17 protein-coding genes and 2 tRNA genes are annotated in these 18683 nt (G+C 55.8%); 7 read left to right on the forward strand and 12 right to left on the reverse strand.

Annotated elements, in window-relative coordinates; genetic code table 11:
- Window positions 1–135 precede the first annotated feature (135 nt).
- The 5 genes from trxB to JSS75_11100 form a co-directional block, all read right to left on the reverse strand.
- Window positions 136–1074 carry a thioredoxin-disulfide reductase gene (trxB, locus tag JSS75_11080; GenBank protein MBS1904239.1) on the reverse strand — a complete coding sequence of 313 codons (939 nt, stop codon included), beginning with the start codon at window positions 1072–1074 and terminating at the stop codon, window positions 136–138.
- 107 nt (window positions 1075–1181) lie between these two features.
- Entirely contained in the window at window positions 1182–2126 is a 945-nt protein-coding gene (queG, locus tag JSS75_11085) for a tRNA epoxyqueuosine(34) reductase QueG (GenBank protein ID MBS1904240.1), read from the reverse strand.
- 24 nt (window positions 2127–2150) lie between these two features.
- A complete protein-coding gene (locus JSS75_11090) occupies window positions 2151–2999 on the reverse strand; it encodes an MBL fold metallo-hydrolase (GenBank protein MBS1904241.1) in 849 nt (282 codons plus the stop codon).
- A gap of 71 nt (window positions 3000–3070) precedes the next feature.
- Window positions 3071–4954, reverse strand: coding sequence for a hypothetical protein (locus tag JSS75_11095; GenBank protein ID MBS1904242.1), 1884 nt, complete (start codon window positions 4952–4954; stop codon window positions 3071–3073).
- Between the two features lie 181 nt (window positions 4955–5135).
- Complete coding sequence (locus JSS75_11100; protein ID MBS1904243.1) at window positions 5136–6488, reverse strand: LamG domain-containing protein; 1353 nt, start codon at window positions 6486–6488, stop codon at window positions 5136–5138.
- 232 nt (window positions 6489–6720) lie between these two features.
- Here JSS75_11100 and JSS75_11105 point away from each other — a divergent pair, with 232 nt between their 5' ends.
- From JSS75_11105 to JSS75_11115, 3 genes are all read left to right on the forward strand, one after another.
- A complete protein-coding gene (locus tag JSS75_11105; protein MBS1904244.1) occupies window positions 6721–7239 on the forward strand; it encodes an RNA polymerase sigma factor in 519 nt (172 codons plus the stop codon).
- Window positions 7236–7817, forward strand: coding sequence for a hypothetical protein (locus tag JSS75_11110; protein MBS1904245.1), 582 nt, complete (start codon window positions 7236–7238; stop codon window positions 7815–7817). The genes JSS75_11105 and JSS75_11110 overlap by 4 nt, the downstream gene beginning before the upstream one ends.
- A gap of 132 nt (window positions 7818–7949) precedes the next feature.
- Window positions 7950–9341: an acid phosphatase gene (locus JSS75_11115; protein MBS1904246.1), complete on the forward strand. Its 1392-nt coding sequence runs from the start codon at window positions 7950–7952 to the stop codon at window positions 9339–9341.
- A gap of 104 nt (window positions 9342–9445) precedes the next feature.
- Here the strand turns inward: JSS75_11115 and JSS75_11120 are convergent, their stop codons facing one another.
- The 6 genes from JSS75_11120 to JSS75_11145 form a co-directional block, all read right to left on the reverse strand.
- Window positions 9446–10297 (reverse strand): DUF3078 domain-containing protein, encoded by an 852-nt coding sequence (locus tag JSS75_11120; protein ID MBS1904247.1) that lies wholly within the window; start codon window positions 10295–10297, stop codon window positions 9446–9448.
- 96 nt (window positions 10298–10393) lie between these two features.
- Complete coding sequence (gene mscL, locus JSS75_11125; GenBank protein ID MBS1904248.1) at window positions 10394–10795, reverse strand: large-conductance mechanosensitive channel protein MscL; 402 nt, start codon at window positions 10793–10795, stop codon at window positions 10394–10396.
- A gap of 118 nt (window positions 10796–10913) precedes the next feature.
- A complete protein-coding gene (locus JSS75_11130; GenBank protein ID MBS1904249.1) occupies window positions 10914–12455 on the reverse strand; it encodes an OmpA family protein in 1542 nt (513 codons plus the stop codon).
- Between the two features lie 256 nt (window positions 12456–12711).
- A complete protein-coding gene (locus tag JSS75_11135) occupies window positions 12712–13932 on the reverse strand; it encodes an outer membrane beta-barrel protein (GenBank protein MBS1904250.1) in 1221 nt (406 codons plus the stop codon).
- Between the two features lie 72 nt (window positions 13933–14004).
- A complete protein-coding gene (locus tag JSS75_11140) occupies window positions 14005–14349 on the reverse strand; it encodes a 4Fe-4S dicluster domain-containing protein (protein MBS1904251.1) in 345 nt (114 codons plus the stop codon).
- Window positions 14350–14600: 251 nt separating this feature from the next.
- Window positions 14601–14993, reverse strand: a complete 393-nt coding sequence (locus JSS75_11145) for a DUF309 domain-containing protein (protein MBS1904252.1) — start codon at window positions 14991–14993, stop codon at window positions 14601–14603.
- A gap of 420 nt (window positions 14994–15413) precedes the next feature.
- Between JSS75_11145 and JSS75_11150 the strand changes: the two genes are divergently transcribed.
- From JSS75_11150 to JSS75_11165, 4 genes are all read left to right on the forward strand, one after another.
- Window positions 15414–15487, forward strand: a tRNA-Ile gene (locus JSS75_11150).
- Between the two features lie 115 nt (window positions 15488–15602).
- Window positions 15603–15675, forward strand: a tRNA-Ala gene (locus JSS75_11155).
- A gap of 121 nt (window positions 15676–15796) precedes the next feature.
- Window positions 15797–16768, forward strand: coding sequence for a hypothetical protein (locus JSS75_11160; GenBank protein MBS1904253.1), 972 nt, complete (start codon window positions 15797–15799; stop codon window positions 16766–16768).
- Window positions 16765–18183 (forward strand): beta-propeller fold lactonase family protein, encoded by a 1419-nt coding sequence (locus JSS75_11165; protein ID MBS1904254.1) that lies wholly within the window; start codon window positions 16765–16767, stop codon window positions 18181–18183. The genes JSS75_11160 and JSS75_11165 overlap by 4 nt, the downstream gene beginning before the upstream one ends.
- Window positions 18184–18240: 57 nt before the next feature.
- Here the strand turns inward: JSS75_11165 and JSS75_11170 are convergent, their stop codons facing one another.
- On the reverse strand, window positions 18241–18606 hold the full coding sequence (locus JSS75_11170; GenBank protein MBS1904255.1) for a hypothetical protein: 366 nt from the start codon (window positions 18604–18606) through the stop codon (window positions 18241–18243).
- Window positions 18607–18683 lie beyond the last annotated feature (77 nt).

The raw sequence follows: 18683 nt of genomic DNA on the forward strand, positions 1-18683 counted from the left end.
ATAAAAAACGGGTTTACGATGGGTAGTTTGGGCGCTCAACCAATGGGGTGCCCGAGCGCTGCGCGTCGGGGGGACGGACTAAGAGTCCGTCCTACCGAGCGAATACACGGACTGAGAGTCCGTGCTACTGCATGTCTACAGCGGGTTGTGCGCGATGAAGCGCTCGGCGTCGATCGCGGCGGTGCAGCCGGAGCCAGCGGCGGTGATAGCCTGACGATAGACGTGGTCCTGGCAGTCGCCACAGGCGAATACACCCGGGATGTTCGTGTAGCTCGACTTGCCCTTCGTGATGAGGTAGCCCGTCTCGTCCATCTCGAGAATACCTTTGAAGAGCGAGGTGTTCGGTTCGTGGCCGATCGCGACGAAGATGCCGTTGGTCTTCATCTCGGTGATCTCGCCGGTTTTCGTGTTGCGAATCTTCGCACCCGTAACCGTCTTGCGACCGAGGTCGTCGCTCGTGCCGAGCACTTCGGCGATCTCGGAATCGAGCAAGAACTCGACTTTCGGATTCGCTTTCACGCGGTCGAGCATGATCTGTGACGCGCGGAATTCATTGCGGCGATGCACGAGCGTCACCTTCGTACAGAAATTTGTCAGGTAGTTGGCTTCCTCCATTGCCGTATCGCCACCGCCGACGACAAGCACTTCTTGATTGCGGAAGAAGAAGCCGTCGCATGTCGCGCATGCACTGACACCATATCCGAAGTACGTCTGCTCCGATTCGATGCCGAGGAGCTTTGCGCGAGCGCCGGTCGCAACGATCACAGTTTCTGCTTCGTCCATGTTATCGCCGCGCCAGACTTTGAACGGTCGTGCGGAGAAGTCAACCTTCGTAACGGTATCGAAGTGACACTCCGCTCCGAAACGCTGCGCTTGTTTGCGGAAGATGTTCATCATCTCCGGGCCTTGAATGCCATGCTCGAAGCCGGGGTAGTTCTCGACCTCGGTCGTGATCGTGAGCTGTCCGCCGGGCTGATCGCCTTCGAAGACGATCGGGCTCAGATTCGCGCGAGCGGAGTAGAGTGCTGCCGTAAGACCTGCCGGGCCGGAGCCGATGACGATTACTTTGTGCATAATGGATTCGATAAATATCCGTGGATATCCGTCTCATCTGTGTTCATCCGTGGCTTGATACGTTTGGCCACGGATGAACGCGGATCGTGCGGATCGGCACGGATCGATTACTGCTTGCTTCCGGAACGTAGCAACGCCCGCACATTGCGTTTCAAGCCGGCGAGCTTTGTTCGTTTGACGGGCGAGTTCTTGAACGCCCGCGAATATTCTTCCTGCTCCATCGCGAGAACATCGTCGGCGGTGAGCCGCAGATTCTTCTCGCGTGGGGCGAACGCGCTTAAAGGTGACGTTCGGGCGAAACGGTTCCACGGGCACACATCCTGGCACACGTCGCAGCCGAAGAGCCAACCGTCGAGCTTGCCGTCGAACTCGGACGGGATCTCGTGTTCCGCTTTGAGCTCGATCGTCAGATACGAAATGCACTTCGTCGCATCGAGCTGATACGGCCCCGTAATCGCATCGGTCGGGCATGCATCTATACAACGATTGCATGTTCCGCACCGGTCGGTGGCAGGAGTATCCGGTTCGAGATCGAGCGACAAGATGATCTCGGCGAGAAACACCCACGAGCCGACCTCGCGCGTGATCACGTTCGTATGCTTGCCGATCCAGCCGATGCCGGCACGTTCGGCAACGGCTTTGTCCATCACCGGGCCGGTATCGACGTAGTAGCGTCCCTCCGCTTCCGGTACGAGCGTCTTAATCTTTGACAACAGATCAGCGAGCATATCACGAATGATCTCGTGATAGTCGTCGCCCCACGCGTAGCGGCTAACTTTTAGATGCGGCGCTTCGGGCGTAGGATTCGGATGGAAGTAATTCAGCGACAGTGCGAGAATGCTCTTAGCCGAGGGAAATATGTTTCGAACGTCACGCCGCTCTTCACGGCCGCGTTCGAGGTACTGCATTAGGCCGTGCGCGCCGCTATCAACCCATGCTTCGAAGCGTGACGCTGCTTCGTCGAACGGTTCGGCGGATGCAACGCCAACGGTCGTGAAGCCAGCTTCGAGAGCGATCTCCTTCACACGCCGTGTTAGTTCAGACCGCTCCACGCGTCACTCGTTCTTTTACACTCGTTACTCCGAAATCGCGACAGCTTTGAAGCCCTTCTCCGTCGCTTCGACACGGACGATGGCATCGGATGGATCGTGTTCGAGCAGAAGAAGCCATTGTTCCTCGTGCATACGCGGCACGTATTTCTTCTTCTCCTCAAGTGTCGTCAACGGCCAGTTATCGTAGCCCATGATGTAGGGGAAATTGATATGCGCCTTCGTCGGGACAAGATCGGCACAGAAAAAGAGCTTCGTCGTGCCGTCGGTAATGAGCGGCAGTTGCTGCGCTTTGGTGTGGCCGTTGAAGATATGCAGTTCGATACCCGGGAAGATTTCGCCAGGCCCGTCAAGCTCGGTGAGCATGCCTTCGGCGACAAGCGGCTCGTAGTCGTTTTTCATGAAGCTCGCACGATCCTTCTCGGTCGGCTTGCGCGCCCAGGCCAGATGCTCTTTCTGAACGTAGTACTTCGCATTCGCGAACGTCGGCACCAGTTTGCCGTCGGCCGTTTGCGTCACCGCGCCGCCACAGTGATCGAAATGGCAATGCGTTTGGATCACGTCGGTAATGTCGGCAGGCGTAAGCCCCATCGTTGCAAGCGACGACTCGAGTGTGCCGGTCTCATTATCGTACTTATAGATCGACCGGTTCTTCTCGTCGTACTTCTGGCCCATGCCTGTATCGATCAGAATGTTCTTGCCATTGCCCTGTACCAGCAGCGACCGCATCGCCATCGGAATGCGGTTCTGTTCATCGGGCGGGTTGGTTCGGCTCCAGAGATTCTTTGGGACGACGCCGAACATCGCGCCGCCATCGAGGGCGAAGCGTCCGGTTTCGAGCGGAGTGATCGTGTACGGTCCGATCGTGAGTTGCATGCGAAGGGTAATTAGCTGAATGGGATGATAACAGCCGTTGTGCGTTGTTCGTCCCGTCAGAGGCAACGAACTTACCTCGACTGGCGAATACGAATTCGCACCGACCGATCGTAAGGTGGCGCGTCGACATCGTCGCTCGATCGTGGTTTTAGATGCAGGTCCGGATGAAGATCGGTCCGGCGCTTCAGTTCGGCGACGAGTCGCTCGGTAATCGCAAGTGCATCGGCCGGAGTCGCCCCGGAGGTGGGCAGAGGATATCGAACGGAGATCTGCGCATCGGGCCCGATGAGCGAGAGCAGTTTCGCGAACATCGCATCGGTCAGCGCGTCGGATGCGGGGCCGCTCTGTGGAAGGAATACGAATGTAAGCACTTCCTGCTGCGTCATATTCTTGTCTTGCTCCGCGTAACTCGGCAGTCGCAGCGTGTCGGCATCGGTCGCGACCTCTGCGTCAAGATCGGTGGCTCGTATGGATGCGACTAACGGCTCCGGCTCCGTCGAGTGCGCCGCACGAACGGTGTCCGGCGCTAAATCGAAATTCGCGATATCGGCCCCGTCCGCATTTTCGCGGTCGCTGAAATGCGCCAGTATGTGCTGCGCTTGCCGCACTTCGATATCCCAGGATCGGAGACCGTGCTCGGCAATAATCGCCTTATCGATTCCCATGTGGGGTATGACGTAACTGCGCTCGATCCACTGCGTCGCAACAGGCGCAACGAGCGAGGTGGTGATGATTCGGATCGTATCTGCGCTGGCACTCGAACGTCCATGCGGATCGATGACCGATCGAACCCGGCGAGATGGCACTCCCCACGTCGATCGCAAATATGTTTTTACAGCATTGATGCGCTCCGATGCTAACGGATCTGCAGCATGAGTTGAACTACATTCGAGTGTAAGAACAATGCCGGTATCGGTGCTCATACGATACCCGACGATATTCAACAGGTTCTTGGCGAATGCACCGAGCGCTGCTCGAGTGAGCGAAGCAGGAGAAAACGATGCGGCCTCCGTTGCTTGAATCTGCTCGTACAAAGGAGGCAGCGTAGCGGCCGTTGGTGGAAAGACGAGATAGGAAGGGATCTGCACATACTGCCGATAGTACGATTCTACACCCGCAACTTCGATCGGGGTGTTCGCTTCGTGCCGAACCCCGTTTTTGGTAAAGTGCACATTCGCCTCGAGTCGGGTCGCAATCGCGTGTGGTCTCGACAGGACAGTATCGGCCGGAGGCGGGACGGCACGGTGTGGCTGGATCACGGGCACAAGCGATAGCGACAGGCCGGCGCTGAGCGCTTTCGTGCCGATGGTCGACGTACTTGCAAGGTCAACACGTCCATAGAGCCGCGGCTCCATTTGAAGCGATTGCGAGAGTGGGATATCGGTAAATACTCCGGCCTCCAGTCCGTAGTGGGTATGCCCCACTGAAATACTATCTCCGCGTGCGAATTCGCGCGACGTGCCGCCCGCCGGAAATGCCGGGACAATTGGAGAATCGACATACACTGTGCCGACGATCGAACGCGAAAGTTCGACACTTGCCCACGAACCGAACGCTGCGCCAAAGGATCCCGATCGAAACTCGAACGGGAGCGAGAGATCGAGCGAATGGATCGTGGAAATGACCGTAAAATGATTCGAGGTCTTGATCAGGGTCACGCTTGTATCGTATCCGTTTCCGGGGAAGGACTCGGATGTGAACGTGCCGAAGCCAAGTCTGTATTGGAGCTGCGGCGAGAGCCCAAGTTGCACCGAGAAAAGGTCGGGCATAGTGAGCGCGACTCCAATCCCTATCGTGTGCTGGTAACTCGATCCGGTACCGGACGTTGGGAATGTATTGATGATGCCCGGCGCTCGTTCGATCGCCAAGGGATAGCCGTACTCATAGTTAAGCACAGGCTCGAGCGCTATCGTTTGTGTAGCACCACGGTTGGGGAACACGAACAGCAGCATCATGCCCCATACGGGCAGTGCATACTTCCATCGGCTCCATATCAATTCTGCGAAGGGCTGCAAGTGCGATTAAACCGCGAAATACCGAAAGCGGTTTAGCACAAAACGAAGCGCCGGTCCTCCACCTAGGTGGAAGGACCGGCGTTCGTTCGGATGGTGATGATGAAACTGGGTATTGAAAAGATTACTGTTTTTCTCGCAAACTGACTACATCGATCGCCACCCAACTCTCGTTGCCATTTCCGGAAACGAGTGTCGAGGCGTCGATCTCGAGGTTTGCGTAATCTGCGTCGGCCGTCCAATCGAGCGAGGTTCGGTCATCCCAGATATCCATCTGATTTAGCGTGAACTTCCCGATCTGCGCGACCTGCCCGGGCACGAGCTGCCAATGCATGCCGCCGGGGTTCTGGTTGAACGCAAGGAATCGGACGATCACATATCTTTGATTGTGCCAATCCCCAGCCGCCGAATTTGACTTCATTTTGAAGTTCACCTGATATGTGTGGCCCTTCTTGATGGGGGTCGAAAGCGGCTGCCAGATGGCATTTCCATCATCCGAGGTACCCCAAAGGTACGCGTATCCCGGAATTGAATCTGCGCCGACACCTGCGCCGAAGCGAGGGTTGCCGTAGGCCACATCCCACGGCGGGAATGTGGTATTGTCGATGTAGCCTGTACTGGTATACGATGTACGGAAACTGGGATTTGCGAGGGTGTTGGCACCGTAGGTGGGGGTTCCGCCACCGCCGCCGCCGCTGGAGGTATCGACGGGCGTTGACGTCGTATCGCCGATCCAACCGCCTTCGGTGAACAAGCTCACGACATCCGAAGGCAGAAGCGCCTTGCCGTAGATACGAACATCGTCAACCACACCGGTAAAGAAATTCGACGACGTACGATCCTTGCCGATAAAGAGATAGGCCGTATTGTTGCGGTCCGGATAAAAGGTCGTCAACGGAAAGCTCGCTTCAAGCGACCCATCGATAAAGAGCGCACTGAGGGTATTCGCCTCTACGATGAGCGTGATCATGTGCCAGCCGCCATTATTGACCGATGTCGTGCTGCGCATCGTTGGGTTGCGATCGCCCGAGACCGTCGCCAGAACTTTCCCGTTCTTATCCATCCCGATCGCATAGCCCGGGAGCTGACCATTCACCGGCCCTTTGGAAATGATCCCGCGATAGTTGGAGGAGGTATCGGTCGTTTTGATCCATGTGGAGACAGTGAACGAAGCCAGCGAATCGAAATCGAGATCGGTTGCGTCGTTCACACTGACGAACGACGAACCGTCGAGGCTCAGAGCACTCTGCGCGCCACCGAACCGGTCCGGGACGTAAGAGCCGCCCTGCGCGGTACCATTGTGACCGTTGCCGCTGGAGTCGGCGGCATTCTGATCGAGCTTGTACCATGCGATCATCGATTTCGAGGCAGTATTATCCGCGGCAGGCGGAAGGCTGTCTTTACAGCTTGTCAGACCGATGAGCCCCGTCGTAACGAGAAGCGCAAGGGCCAGATCGAACCACGTTCGTTTGTTCATTTGGGTAGTGCGTTGACGTGTATTCGGCCCGAGACAATTGGGCCGTTATACCCTCAAGACGCAACATCCCCAACGAACCTTACATCACACTTGCGAATTATTTCTTCCTTCTGTGTGTAAGGTTTGGCCTAATTCGTCGTCTTATACTATAGCGATCAGCGTGCACGTATCGGAGTCGCACACCTCAGACACCCTACTTCTCAGCCAAGCTCTGGCGGGGGATAATGAGGCCTTGCGCAGACTTTACGAACGCTATAACAAACGGTTGACGCTCTATGCGTACCGGATGCTGTCGGCGCACGAGGAGGCAACCGATGTTGCGCAAGACGTATGGGCTCGCGTGATCGAGCAACGCGCCACCCCCCAGACCGTCAGCCATGTGGCCGGTTATTTGTTTACGATCGCCAGACACTTGTGCTTCGACCGGTTGCGGGCGCGCCGCGATTCGATCGAGATCGGCAAACTCCCCGAGGATCTGCATCCGATCGCCGAGAGCAACGAACGAAGTCATCTGGAAGATATTGTCGTGCTGGCGCTCGAACGACTAACCCCGGAAGATCGCGAATTGCTCGTGATGCATACATATCTTGGCTACGGATACGATGAGATTGCAGTCATGCAGTCGAAGAGCCCGGAAGCTGTCTGGACAAAGGCGTCACGCGCCAGAGCCAAATTGCGAGAGATTGTCCGCTCGCTCGCCGAGCGCGAGGGAGTGCCGATTACACGCGATACGATATCGAAGAACCGATGAGCGACCGCGAATTATTGATTGCACGATATGTCGATGCCGCGCCTGCCGAGCGCGAACAGATCGTCGCGCACGCATCGATCGACGCCGACCCGGCGCTTCGCGACGACATCGAATTCGAAACGTTCATTCAGCGCACCCTCGTCGCCGACCGCGACTCGCTCTCGCAACAACTCGATCTTCCCGCAGTCTCCGTAGCGCCCCTGGAGGTTCTCCTCAACGAAACGCCGCCAACCCGAGCAGATAATAACGTGATCTACTTCGTCCTGGCAGGCGTCGTGTTGATCATCGCATGGCTCCTGTATTTCCTCGTCAGCCAGCCAAGTACCGATCAGTCGCCGAAATCGGCCCCGACCGTCTCCCAACCGTCTGCCACTCATACACAGCAACCGACTGTGCCTCCGGCATCTGCCGAACATACGTCTGCATCGGCATCGACCGAACCTGCTTCCAAGCATCCGTCGTCGGCGAATGTACACGTACCGAAGACCGATCGAAATCAGATCGATCTTGACAAAGATCTGGTGCCGCCGAAAGTCTATGACGACAAGAAGGCACAGATGCCGCTGAAGAAACAGTAGCGTTCCACACATCAACAAGGGCGGGCAACACAGCCATAACGGGCCGTTGATAGAGTCCTGATCATCGCGTAATATCCGGCTAATGTGTCGCCGGTAGTTTTGCCGTCTCATATTCAACCGACTACTTCGACCATGATCAGAACTTTTGCATTGGCTTCTCGCAGGAGAAGCATTCTATCGGCCCTGACCGCAGCGGCGATCGCTGTTGGCTGCGGAAGCTGTTCGAAGGATGCAACCACCGCGACAACCGCATCCGGCATTAATAAAGTGAACCACATCATTGTGGTGTACATGGAGAACCATAGCTTCGATAATCTCTATGGCGAGTACCCGGGTGCAAACGGGATAGCGAACGCAACCGCTGCGACCAAGACACAGATCGATACCGCGACCGGACAACCGTACACCAACCTTCCGCCTCCGCCTGCCGATTCATCCACTAAATTATTCCCGAAGCCGATCCCTGGCAACGGTCCGTTCAACATCGATACCTATGCAACGGAAAATGTGAAGACCGCCGATCTCGTCCATCGCTACTACCAAGAGCAGATGCAGATCGACGGCGGGAAGATGGATAAGTTTGCAGCCGTCAGCGATGCAAAAGGTCTGTCGATGGGATACTATCATACAGCCTCGCTGCCGATGTACCCGATCGTCCAACAGTATACGCTCTGCGATAACTTCTTCCATAGCGCATTTGGCGGTTCGTACCTCAACCACATGTATATGATCTCGGCGGCTGCCCCGATCTTCTCCGGCGCAACGACGGGCGTAGCCCAGGTCGACGCGAACGGCAAGTTGATCAAAGACGGTGCGATCACGCCGGATGGCTACGTCGTCAATACGAGCTTCTCCGTCAACAGCCCGCATCCCGCATCGGCAAACCCGGCGGCACTGGTCCCGAATCAAACCATGCCGACGATCGGTGACCGTCTGAGCGAGAAGAATATTTCATGGGCATGGTACTCGGGGAAATGGAGCACCATCACTGGCGGCACCGCCACCCATGCCGATAGCAGCCTCTTTCAATTCCACCACCAGCCGTTTGCATATTTCGCAAACTATAAAGACGGCACTGCGGCACGAACGGCACACTTGAAGGACGAAACCGACTTCATGACGGCACTCTCCAACGGCACGCTGCCCGCCGTCTCGTTCTTGAAGCCGTATGGAAATGACAATGAACATCCGGGCTATACCGACCTTATGACGGGTGAAACGTATCTCGTGAATCTCGTCAATAAAATCAAGTCGAGCCCAATCTGGAATGATTGCGTCGTCGTGATCACCTACGACGAACACGGCGGCTTTTGGGACCATGTCGCACCGCCGGTGATCGACAAGTGGGGGCCGGGCATCCGCGTTCCGGGCATCATCATTTCCCCATTCTCGAAGCAAGGCGTCGATCACACACAATACGAAACGCTCTCGATCCTCGCATTCATCGAAAAGCGATACGGACTATCCCCGCTCGGTACGCGTGACGCTGCGGCAAATCCGTTCAGCGGCGCATTCAATTTCTAAGATGTGAATAGTCTCTTCAACGAGGAAGAGAATCCGTGAAAGAACAGCAATGCCGGCTCTGGGGGAGAGCCGGCATTGTCGTTTTGCGGGGTGACGATCGTTGGTTAGAACACGACGTAGTTGATCCCGATTGCCAAACCTTCTTTTACTTGCGTGCGCGGCGTGACAACCGGATCGTTGATGAGCTGCACAATAAGACTCGTCGAGATATATTTGCTCACCTTCGCCGTCAACGCATTATCCATGTGCATGACGATCTTGTCAAGCGTCTTGATCGGAGCGAAGAGCTGTAGTTTGGAGGTAAGTAACACCGTGCTGTCGATCGGCCAGGCCAACTCTGTCACCGACTCGAGGCCGCCTTCGATCTTTGTCTTCTCGATATCCGTGGTGTTCGGATCGTCGGCATACTGATTATACTTCGAGGTAAACGTCTCGCGCACACCGAAGCCGAGACGAGTTTTAATTACCTCGGATGGTTGATACCCGAAGCCCACCGACTGCACGCTATAGGCCGGATCAAACAAGCCGGACACTGCCGTCTTCGTAGAATCCTGATACTTATACCCTGTCGTGAATTGCGACAAGAACGTGACGCTTGCATACGGATTGACGTACACATTCAACTTATAGGTAAACACCGTCGCGAGATCGATTTTATCGTCCGTTTTGCGAAGGCCAAAATCATTGAGGCGCGCTTCGCCATACGCAAAATTATACGTAGTGGCCCAGTTGGTGCTTGGCAGGTCCTGCACGGACTTCCCGGCGATGAGCAGCACATAGGCAAGCGCATTATCGCCGCCTTGTGCCCAATTGGTATACGACACCTGCGACAAGTTCAACGTCGCGGCAAGCGAGTGCGTCCAGGCAGACTTCACCACCGAATCGGTCGGAGCTTGGGCTGCTGCAGTCGCCGTCAGCACAACCGTCAACACGAGGCAATATAGACTACGCTTCATACTATCGTTTGAAAAGAAAGGGAATGAATACGACACTGACTCAGGGGGCGTGCCGTTCGGCACGCCGTGTCAGCATTCTGGATGTGAGAACACGAGTTACTTCGAACGTAACGCGTCGCGAATCTCGGTCAGCAGCGCGACTTCCGGTGTCGGAGCAGCAGGCGGTGCGGGTGCGGCCTCCTGTTTCTTGCGCATCGTGTTCATCGCTTTGATCATCAGAAAGATGCAGAATGCGACGATCACGAAATTAATGACCGTATTGAGAAACGCTCCATATTTTAACAAGACCGCAGGCTGATCGCCGGACGCCGCTTTGAGCGTGACGGCAAGCTTCGAGAAGTCGATACCGCTGAGCAAAATACCGATCGGCGGCATGATCACATCTTCGACAAGCGACGAGACGATCTTGCCGAATGCACCGCCGATGATCACACCGACTGCCAGATCGACGACACTGCCTTTGCTGGCGAATTCTTTGAATTCTTTCATCATCCCCATAGCAATCTCCTTTTGTATTGTGAACAATCTTCTCACTAATTTACAACAATAAATAGCGATGCCGCCCGAGGAACTCCCGGGCGGCATCGAATGAGACGACCAAATACATTCGTCTGTGTTACTTTGTACGGACGAATTCGATACGACGGTTCTTCTGCTTGTTTTCCGGCGTATCGTTCGGCGCGATCGGGCTATCGGGTCCGAAGCCCTTCGTCGTCATGCGCGTTGCCGCGATGCCATGATCGACAAGCCACTGACGCACCGACTTGGCACGGTCTTCCGACAGCTTGACGTTCTTGTCATGCTTGCCTGAATTATCGGTATGGCCGCGTACTTCGACTTCGACCTCCGGATGATTTTGGAGGGTCTTGAGCGCCTTCTGCAATTCGACCTCCGATGACGGGCGGATCGTTGCCTTGTTCACGTCGAACTCGATCCCTTCGAGCGTGATCGTGCCGCCGGCCTTGCTCAGATCGAGCTCGTCCTTCGGTACTTCCTTCACGACATCGTCCGCTGCGTCGAGCGGGTTCGTCCCACGCTTCACCTCGACGCCGTCGAAGACTGTTCCGCCATCGGTATCCGGATTCAACGGATTCGTATGGTAGCGGTTCACTTCCTCGCCGTCGCTGAGTTGGTCGCCGTCGGTATCGACTGCCAACGGATTGGTCTTGTATTTCAAGACCTCATCGCCATCGGTCAACCCGTCGCCATCGGTATCTTTCTTGAGCGGATCGGTATGATGCTTCAGGACTTCGTCACCGTCGCTGAGGCCGTCGCCGTCGGTATCCATCTTCAGCGGATCGGTCTTATACTTCAGGACTTCGTCGCCGTCGGTCAGACCGTCACCATCGGTATCCGCTTTGAGCGGATCGGTGTTGTAGGTTCGGACTTCTTCTCCGTCCTTCAACCCATCACCATCGGTATCGCTGTTGAGCGGATTCGTCTTGTACTTGTTGACCTCTTCTCCGTCTTTGAGGCCGTCTCCATCGGTATCCGGGTTATGCGGGTCGGTGCCCAGGAGACGCTCTTGGGCGTCGGTGAGCCCATCTCCGTCGGCATCGTCATTGCCGGTGTAGAACTGATACATGATGCCGACCATCCCATGCCACCAACCGTCGTTGCGGTTGTCATGGGCGGGGTTGAGGTTGTCGGTGAACGATGCATTTCCGCCGAGCGAGAGTTCGATGCCCCAGTAGTCGCTGAGCTTGTGATAGATGCCCGCGCCGATCGGGACGAAGAACCCAACGCCGCTGGATTTTGCGTCCGATGCCTTATTGATCGGCTCCTGTGTGACGTTCCAACTGACCGCCCCTACACCGGCGAAGAGGTACGGTGACCAATCCGCCGATTTCAGCGGGCTCAGGCGCACACGGAAGTCGATCGGGATGAGTGTGGTTTTGTAATCGGAGAATCCGGACGGCGGGTTTGCGCCGCTGATGCTCTCGAAGCCGAAACCGAGTTCCGGCGTAATCTGCTGGTCCCAACCGCGAAGCCATGCCACATAGACACGACCCATCGGTCCGAGGGCCCTATTTTCCGATTCGTTCACGCCGAATGCCGCGCCGCCGCCGACTCCGATCGCCCATACCGGTTCCGTCTGCGCTCGTAGCTTGGCTGCGAACGGTACTAACAAAAGAAGAATGACTATAGACTTTTTCATAATAAATAGTACTTTAATAAAAATAATAAATGTCGTTGAGTGGAAATAGCAAAACAACTCGTTCCTCGGACTCCGTCGTGGCACGGCGCCCAGGTTGATCTCGGCAACTGCACTAACAATCAATGTCCGAAGAAGTTGCAGGGGATCCCATCGGTACTTCACCCTGAACGGTTGATACAGGCGTCATTCTGAGCGAAGCGAACGTGCTCAGAATGAAAGCCTACAAAATCCGAACTTCGCCCGCAACGAAACGTCGTTATTTCTTCGGCACGTCGTCCGTCGGGTCGAGTGGGTTGGTGCCCCTGTGTACCTCGACGCCGTCACCGACAGAACCGCCGTCGGTATCCGCCTTGTGCGGATCGGTATGATATTTGAGAACCTCTTCCCCATCGGTGAGACCATCGCGATCGGTGTCCGCCTTCAGTGGGTCGGTATGATATTTGAGAACTTCCTCGCCGTCGCTGAGACCATCGCCGTCGGTATCCGGCTTTAGAGGATCGGTATGGTAGCGACCGGTTTCTTCTCCGTCTGTAAGGCCATCGCCATCGGTATCCGGATTTAGCGGATCCGTGTGGTACCGATTGACCTCTTCGTTATCGTTGATGCCATCGCTATCGGTATCGACCTTGAGCGGATTGGTATGGTAGATGTTGACTTCGTCCCCATCCCTGAGTCCGTCGCCGTCCGAATCGAAGTTCAACGGATTCGTATGATAGCGATATACTTCGTCACCGTCGCTCAGGCCGTCACCATCGGTGTCCGGATTGCGCGGATCGGTGCCGTAGGTACGTTCCTCGTCGTTCTTCAGGCCGTCTTCGTCGAAATCGTCGTTGGTTCGAACGAAGTGATATACAACGGTCAAAGCCGCATGCCACCATGCGTCGTTTCGTCCGTCATGCGCGTCGTTGAGATTGTCGGTGAACGATGCATTCCATCCGGCCGAGATCTCCATTCCCAACCTTTTGCTGAGGCGATGATAGAGCCCGCCGCCGAGCGGGATAAATGCGGCCACGCCGCTGGCTTTGGCATCGGCAGCTTTATTCGGTGGCTCCGTCCCCAGGCTCCAGTGCACTGCTCCGATACCGGCATAGATATACGGCGACCAACTCGACGACGCGAAAGGCGAGAACCGCAGACGCAGATCGACGGGGAGCATCGAATTGCGGTAATTCGAAAATCCGATCGGTGGGTTATCTCCGGAGTTTGCAACGAAGCCAAAACCGATCTCGGGGGACAGCGACGAACTGATCCCATGCAGCCATATCGCATTCAGCCGAAGATGCGGACCAAGCCCTTGGTTCTGCGATTCATTGATCCCGAACGATGCGCCGCCGCTAAGACCAACGGCCCAGAGTTTTTCCTCCTGTTGGGCACGAACAGCGGCCACCGTGCAGAACACGGCAGCGACGGTCAAGGCGATCCGGCGGAACATCGGTGCGATCTGGGTTGAAGCGATGCGAAATGAATCTTCGTGCATGCCGACACAGCGGCCTAAAACCAAAAAGCATAGCCGCTTGGGGCTATGCTTTTTGTAACGTTCGTACGCATCTTAGCGCTTGCGACCTGGATCGACTTCGTCGAGCCATGCCACCTTCGCTTCGAGCTGCTCCTTCGGTTCGACCCAATTCGGATCGTTGACGCAGCAGTCGACCGGGCAGACAGCGGCGCACTGCGGCTCATCGTGGAAGCCGACGCACTCCGTGCACTTATCCGGTACGATGTAGAAATAATCGTTCGAGTGGAAGCCAACCGCTCCGCTCGGGGTCGGATCCGACGGGCCATAGCTCTGACCTGCAAGCTGCCAGTTCGAACCGCCTTCGTAGATCGCGGTATTCGGACATTCCGGCTCGCATGCACCACAGTTGATGCACTCGGACGTGATCATGATTGCCATTTGATTCTCTCCTGTAGGATTTGAAAAACTTGTACGGAAAACAAAATTACGAACAAATCCTTCCCGGCGATTATAATTTGGCAGTGGCTACGTTCGGACACTTCCTACTGACGTCATTCTGAGCGAAGCGAAGAATCCCTTGATGAAACGCAGTGAGGCTCCGCCAAAGGGAGTCTTCGCGGAGTGTACACTGAGCGAAGCGAACGTGCTCAGAATGACGTCTGCTTGCACCATTTATCTGACACCGCTACTTACAACTTCGTCCCGCCCGACAGCTCGACAGCGGGGAAATAGGACGGGTCAACTTCATACTCCGCTTTGTTCGCTGCCATGAGCTTGGCCCCTTCGAAGCATCGCCGCAGGCCGTCGCGAAAGTTTGCGAGATCGATGCCCATGTAGTCCGGTTCGTAGCGATCGAGCTTCTCGAGAGATTTTTGATACTGGCTCATCGCCCCGGTCGAATTCCCGTTGGAAAGATGATAGCAGCCAACGGCGGCCTGGATCATCCCCTGCAAGAACAATCGACGCTCGCCGCGCTCTTCGTGCCACAACTCCTCGAGCACATCGTGTGCTTCAAAAAACTCCTTCTCGTTAATGAGCCGAAGCCCATGCAGAAATTGCTCCTCGAAAGTGTCGTCCGTCATGTGGGCTCTCAACACGCTTCCCCGTTCAATCATCCGCTGCGAGCAACCCGCAATGATGCACCATAAACACCTACATTATCTTCAATACGAATATCGAACCGGTGTAAGCAACAGTAATAAAAAAATCCCCTTCCCGCGACGGGAAGGGGTTAGGGGAAGGGTCCCCTCCCGGAAGCGATCATAGTGTCGTTCGAAAAGCCCTACCCCTTGTATTGCCGTTTGCGAACCGATCTCGAATATTACCTTACAGGCATAGTGTTGCCCCTCTGCCACCTCCAATGGGGTGCAGATGGAGAGGGATTCTTCGCGTTGCTCAGAATGACATCTGTCGAAACCGTTTCAGACTGAGCCATAGCCGACGGAAGGTCGCGGGAACAGGAACGCCGCCGCAGCCGTTTTCCACGCTCCGAATTCCATTTCGGGCCTATAGCTCAGTTGGTTAGAGCGTGCGCCTGATAAGCGCAAGGTCAGTGGTTCAACTCCACTTAGGCCCACGTTTTGAATGTACAATTCAAAATGTAAAATGTACAATTGGGGGACATGGCCGATTCTGCGGATTCGGCAGACCACTGTTACATTTTGCATCGTAGATTGTACATTCTGTGGAACGGGCCCTTAGCTCATCTGGTAGAGCGACTGATTTGCATTCAGTAGGTGAGGAGTTCGACTCTCCTAGGGTCCACAAACGAAAAGTCAGAACTGTGAAGTCAGAGGCCGGAAATGGCATCGACGCACGGTTCTGACTTTTTTCATTGGTGCCGTTGTTACCTTTGATGCCCCCGGAGTGTCTAAATAGAGACAGCATGCTTCACACGTTCAGAACTTACCGCACGCTCCTGATGCTGGCAGCACTTGCCGTCATCGCCGGATGCAAGAGTACCACGACCGATCCCGTCACCTATACACAGGCTATCGGCCTCAGTGTTCGCAATTTTCCCCCGAGCCGCCCAGGCGAGACGTACGCGCTGTGGTTCGGCTTTCCCGGCGGTGTTGCCCACGCGAAGACACAATCGCCCCAGCATTCCGGCACGACGAAATATCGCTTCGTCTCTCGCTTTACGGTCGATTCCTACGGCAAAGTTCATGATTTCGACACAACGGGCGCCGCAGCTCGCATCGGCTATCCGTTTGCGCTGGCCGAGCAGGCCGATATTTCCGTCGAGATCGATACCGTCATCAACGACACACTGCCCAAGGCAAAACTGATGGTCAGCGACTTTACCGGTACTGTGCATCAGGGAATTGCATCGCTCACCGTGAACGACGATGCCGCACTCGGGTACACGTTTGCGTCGTTCGCGGGCGGCTATACGCTCACGCCGAGCCATGGCGCAGGCAACGGGACTGACCTCTATCTCATGAACGCGACCAGCGCAGCCAATGCGCAAGCGTCGATCGCCGACCTTCCGCCGCTCGAGGAACCGTGGCAGTACGCGCTCTGGGCAGTGGATAGCGGATCGGGACAAACCAAGAATTATTACTACGGCACCTTCAGCGCGGCATCCGGGCCGGACTCCGACCCCACAAACGACGCATTTGCTTTCCCCGGCGGACGAATACCGGGCGATACGACAACTGCCGCGCTCGATCTTCGCAACGGAACGACTTCCGTCTATGTAACACTCGAACCGGGCACCACAGGTATGGCTCCGAAACTGCCGTTCGGAGTTCGTCTGCTCGGCGGAGTGATCCCGATTTCGGCTGGGTTCTTTACGCCAACAGCACTCAAGAATACCGTCGTACTCCCGACGGCAACCGTGATCGTCAATCGGTGAAATTCGTTGTTGCGATAGTATTCGCACTCGGCCTTGCAGGCTGCGTGCATGAGTCGGTCACACCGCAATATAGCGGCAACTACCCGCCTGCGGTTGCTGCGGTGATTTCGCAGAACTGTCTTGGAGGCTCATGCCATAGCGGTCGCAATGCGCTCAACGACAGCCTCGATATGACCACATGGCAAACGATGATGCTCGGCAGCCGGTATGAGTACGACGTCATCCCATACATCGCTGCCAAGAGTCACTGCTTCGAGCACGTCAATACCAATCCGGATCTTGCAGCCGAGGCCACGCCGCGCATGCCGCTCTCGCGCAATCCACTCTCAGAGGCCGATCAACGTACGATCTTCGATTGGATCAATCACGGAGCGCCGAGCGCAACCGGCCAGATTGCATATTCAAACAGTACGCACCGAGTCTATGCCCTGAGTGAAGGGGAAGACCGCATGACGATCATCGACGACGATGCCCGCCGCATCGTACGAATGACGCTGATCAATGCCGATGCCGACGCGCTTGCTCCTTCGTGTTTCTGCCCGATGCCGGATAAGCAGTCGGTAATTGTCGGAGCCGTAAATGCGAAAGGGAGTATCCGTAAATACTCGCTGCCGGATCTCGCACAAACCGCCGAGCTTGCAAGCAACTACTACATCAACGATCTTACGCTCACCCCCGACGGCGCAAAGGGGTATATCACAGACTATCCGCCGTCCGGTTTGCAGCGCGTTGGTGTGTTCGATCCCGTTGCGATGCAGTTCACCCGCTCGATCTCGATGAACGGCATGACGGGTCCGTACGGCATGGCGCCGAGTGGCGACGGAGCGTATGTGTATGTAAGCGGAGCCCAGTCGGATAACATTGCCAAGATCGATACGAAGACGGACCAGATCGTGAAGCTCTTCCCCGTGGCCGACGATGTGCCCTCGCCGCTGCCGGACGGGTATAACCCAAAGTACTCACCGGGCTTTATGACGATGTCGGCCGACGGTAAGACGCTCTATGTCAGTTGCCGAAATTCATCCGAGGTTGTTCGTATCGACGTTGCGACGGATTCGGTTACCGGCCGTGTGAGCATTCCGTTCACCCCGTACCGCTCGACGCTATCGCCCGATGGCAGCGAGCTCTGGGTGACGGCATGGACCACCAATTCCGTGCAGGTTGTCGATACGCATACATTGACCGTAACGGCGAAGGTGGATAGTATCAATACGAATCCGCGCCAGATTGCATTCTCGCGCGATGGCGCCGTCGCGTATGTCTGCTGTGAAAAACTTGTCGGTGGAATTCACAACCACGGCCTCAACGGTGGCGCGCCGCCAAGCGGGATCTATGTGATCGATACCCGCACGAAGAAGATCATCTACGGATTTGCAGGCCCCGGGTACACGACGCAGATCATCCCCGGCTTTTAGGCAAAAAAAAACGGGCGACTCTCGCCGCCCGTGTTCACTGTACTGGTGATACAGTAATTACATCTTGTCTTTGATATCGGTCACCTTGATCATTTTTCCGTTCATCGTTCCGGTGACGGTGACTTCGAGATCCTTATCCTTCTTTGTCGATGCAAGCCACTTCGCAGCCATCGCATCGCCCTTCTTGTCGAACTTGTAGAAGGTACCGTCCACGGTGAGACCATAGCCCGACTTTGCGCACATCGGCTCGGTCGCACACATCTTGGTATGTCCGGCACATTTGGTCATGTCGCCTTTCATCTTGGCGGCACAGGCCTTATCACCGAGAATACCATTCCATGTTCCGGGTTTGGTTTTTGCAAGCAGGTCGGTCGAACCGGCGGCGAGAATGCCGCATACAACGAGAATGAGCAGTTGTTTCATATTCTATCCTGTTAGTGAATCAAACTGTATGATAGTACTACAACGAAAGCCGGCGAACGGATGGTTCATTGGGCCAC

The organism is Bacteroidota bacterium, from assembly GCA_018266755.1.
In the GTDB taxonomy this organism is placed as follows: domain Bacteria; phylum Bacteroidota; class Ignavibacteria; order Palsa-1295; family Palsa-1295; genus JAFDZW01.

Excerpts from the sequence above, each read along its gene's own strand:
- trxB (MBS1904239.1), bottom strand. The coding sequence starts at position 1,074 with ATGCACAAAGTAATCGTCATCGGCTCCGGCCCGGCAGGTCTTACGGCA.
- JSS75_11090 (MBS1904241.1), bottom strand. The coding sequence starts at position 2,999 with ATGCAACTCACGATCGGACCGTACACGATCACTCCGCTCGAAACCGGA.
- JSS75_11095 (MBS1904242.1), bottom strand. The coding sequence starts at position 4,954 with ATGATGCTGCTGTTCGTGTTCCCCAACCGTGGTGCTACACAAACGATA.
- JSS75_11100 (MBS1904243.1), bottom strand. The coding sequence starts at position 6,488 with ATGAACAAACGAACGTGGTTCGATCTGGCCCTTGCGCTTCTCGTTACG.
- JSS75_11110 (MBS1904245.1), top strand. The coding sequence starts at position 7,236 with ATGAGCGACCGCGAATTATTGATTGCACGATATGTCGATGCCGCGCCT.
- JSS75_11115 (MBS1904246.1), top strand. The coding sequence starts at position 7,950 with ATGATCAGAACTTTTGCATTGGCTTCTCGCAGGAGAAGCATTCTATCG.
- JSS75_11120 (MBS1904247.1), bottom strand. The coding sequence starts at position 10,297 with ATGAAGCGTAGTCTATATTGCCTCGTGTTGACGGTTGTGCTGACGGCG.
- mscL (MBS1904248.1), bottom strand. The coding sequence starts at position 10,795 with ATGGGGATGATGAAAGAATTCAAAGAATTCGCCAGCAAAGGCAGTGTC.
- JSS75_11130 (MBS1904249.1), bottom strand. The coding sequence starts at position 12,455 with ATGAAAAAGTCTATAGTCATTCTTCTTTTGTTAGTACCGTTCGCAGCC.
- JSS75_11135 (MBS1904250.1), bottom strand. The coding sequence starts at position 13,932 with ATGCACGAAGATTCATTTCGCATCGCTTCAACCCAGATCGCACCGATG.
- JSS75_11140 (MBS1904251.1), bottom strand. The coding sequence starts at position 14,349 with ATGGCAATCATGATCACGTCCGAGTGCATCAACTGTGGTGCATGCGAG.
- JSS75_11145 (MBS1904252.1), bottom strand. The coding sequence starts at position 14,993 with ATGACGGACGACACTTTCGAGGAGCAATTTCTGCATGGGCTTCGGCTC.
- JSS75_11160 (MBS1904253.1), top strand. The coding sequence starts at position 15,797 with ATGCTTCACACGTTCAGAACTTACCGCACGCTCCTGATGCTGGCAGCA.
- JSS75_11170 (MBS1904255.1), bottom strand. The coding sequence starts at position 18,606 with ATGAAACAACTGCTCATTCTCGTTGTATGCGGCATTCTCGCCGCCGGT.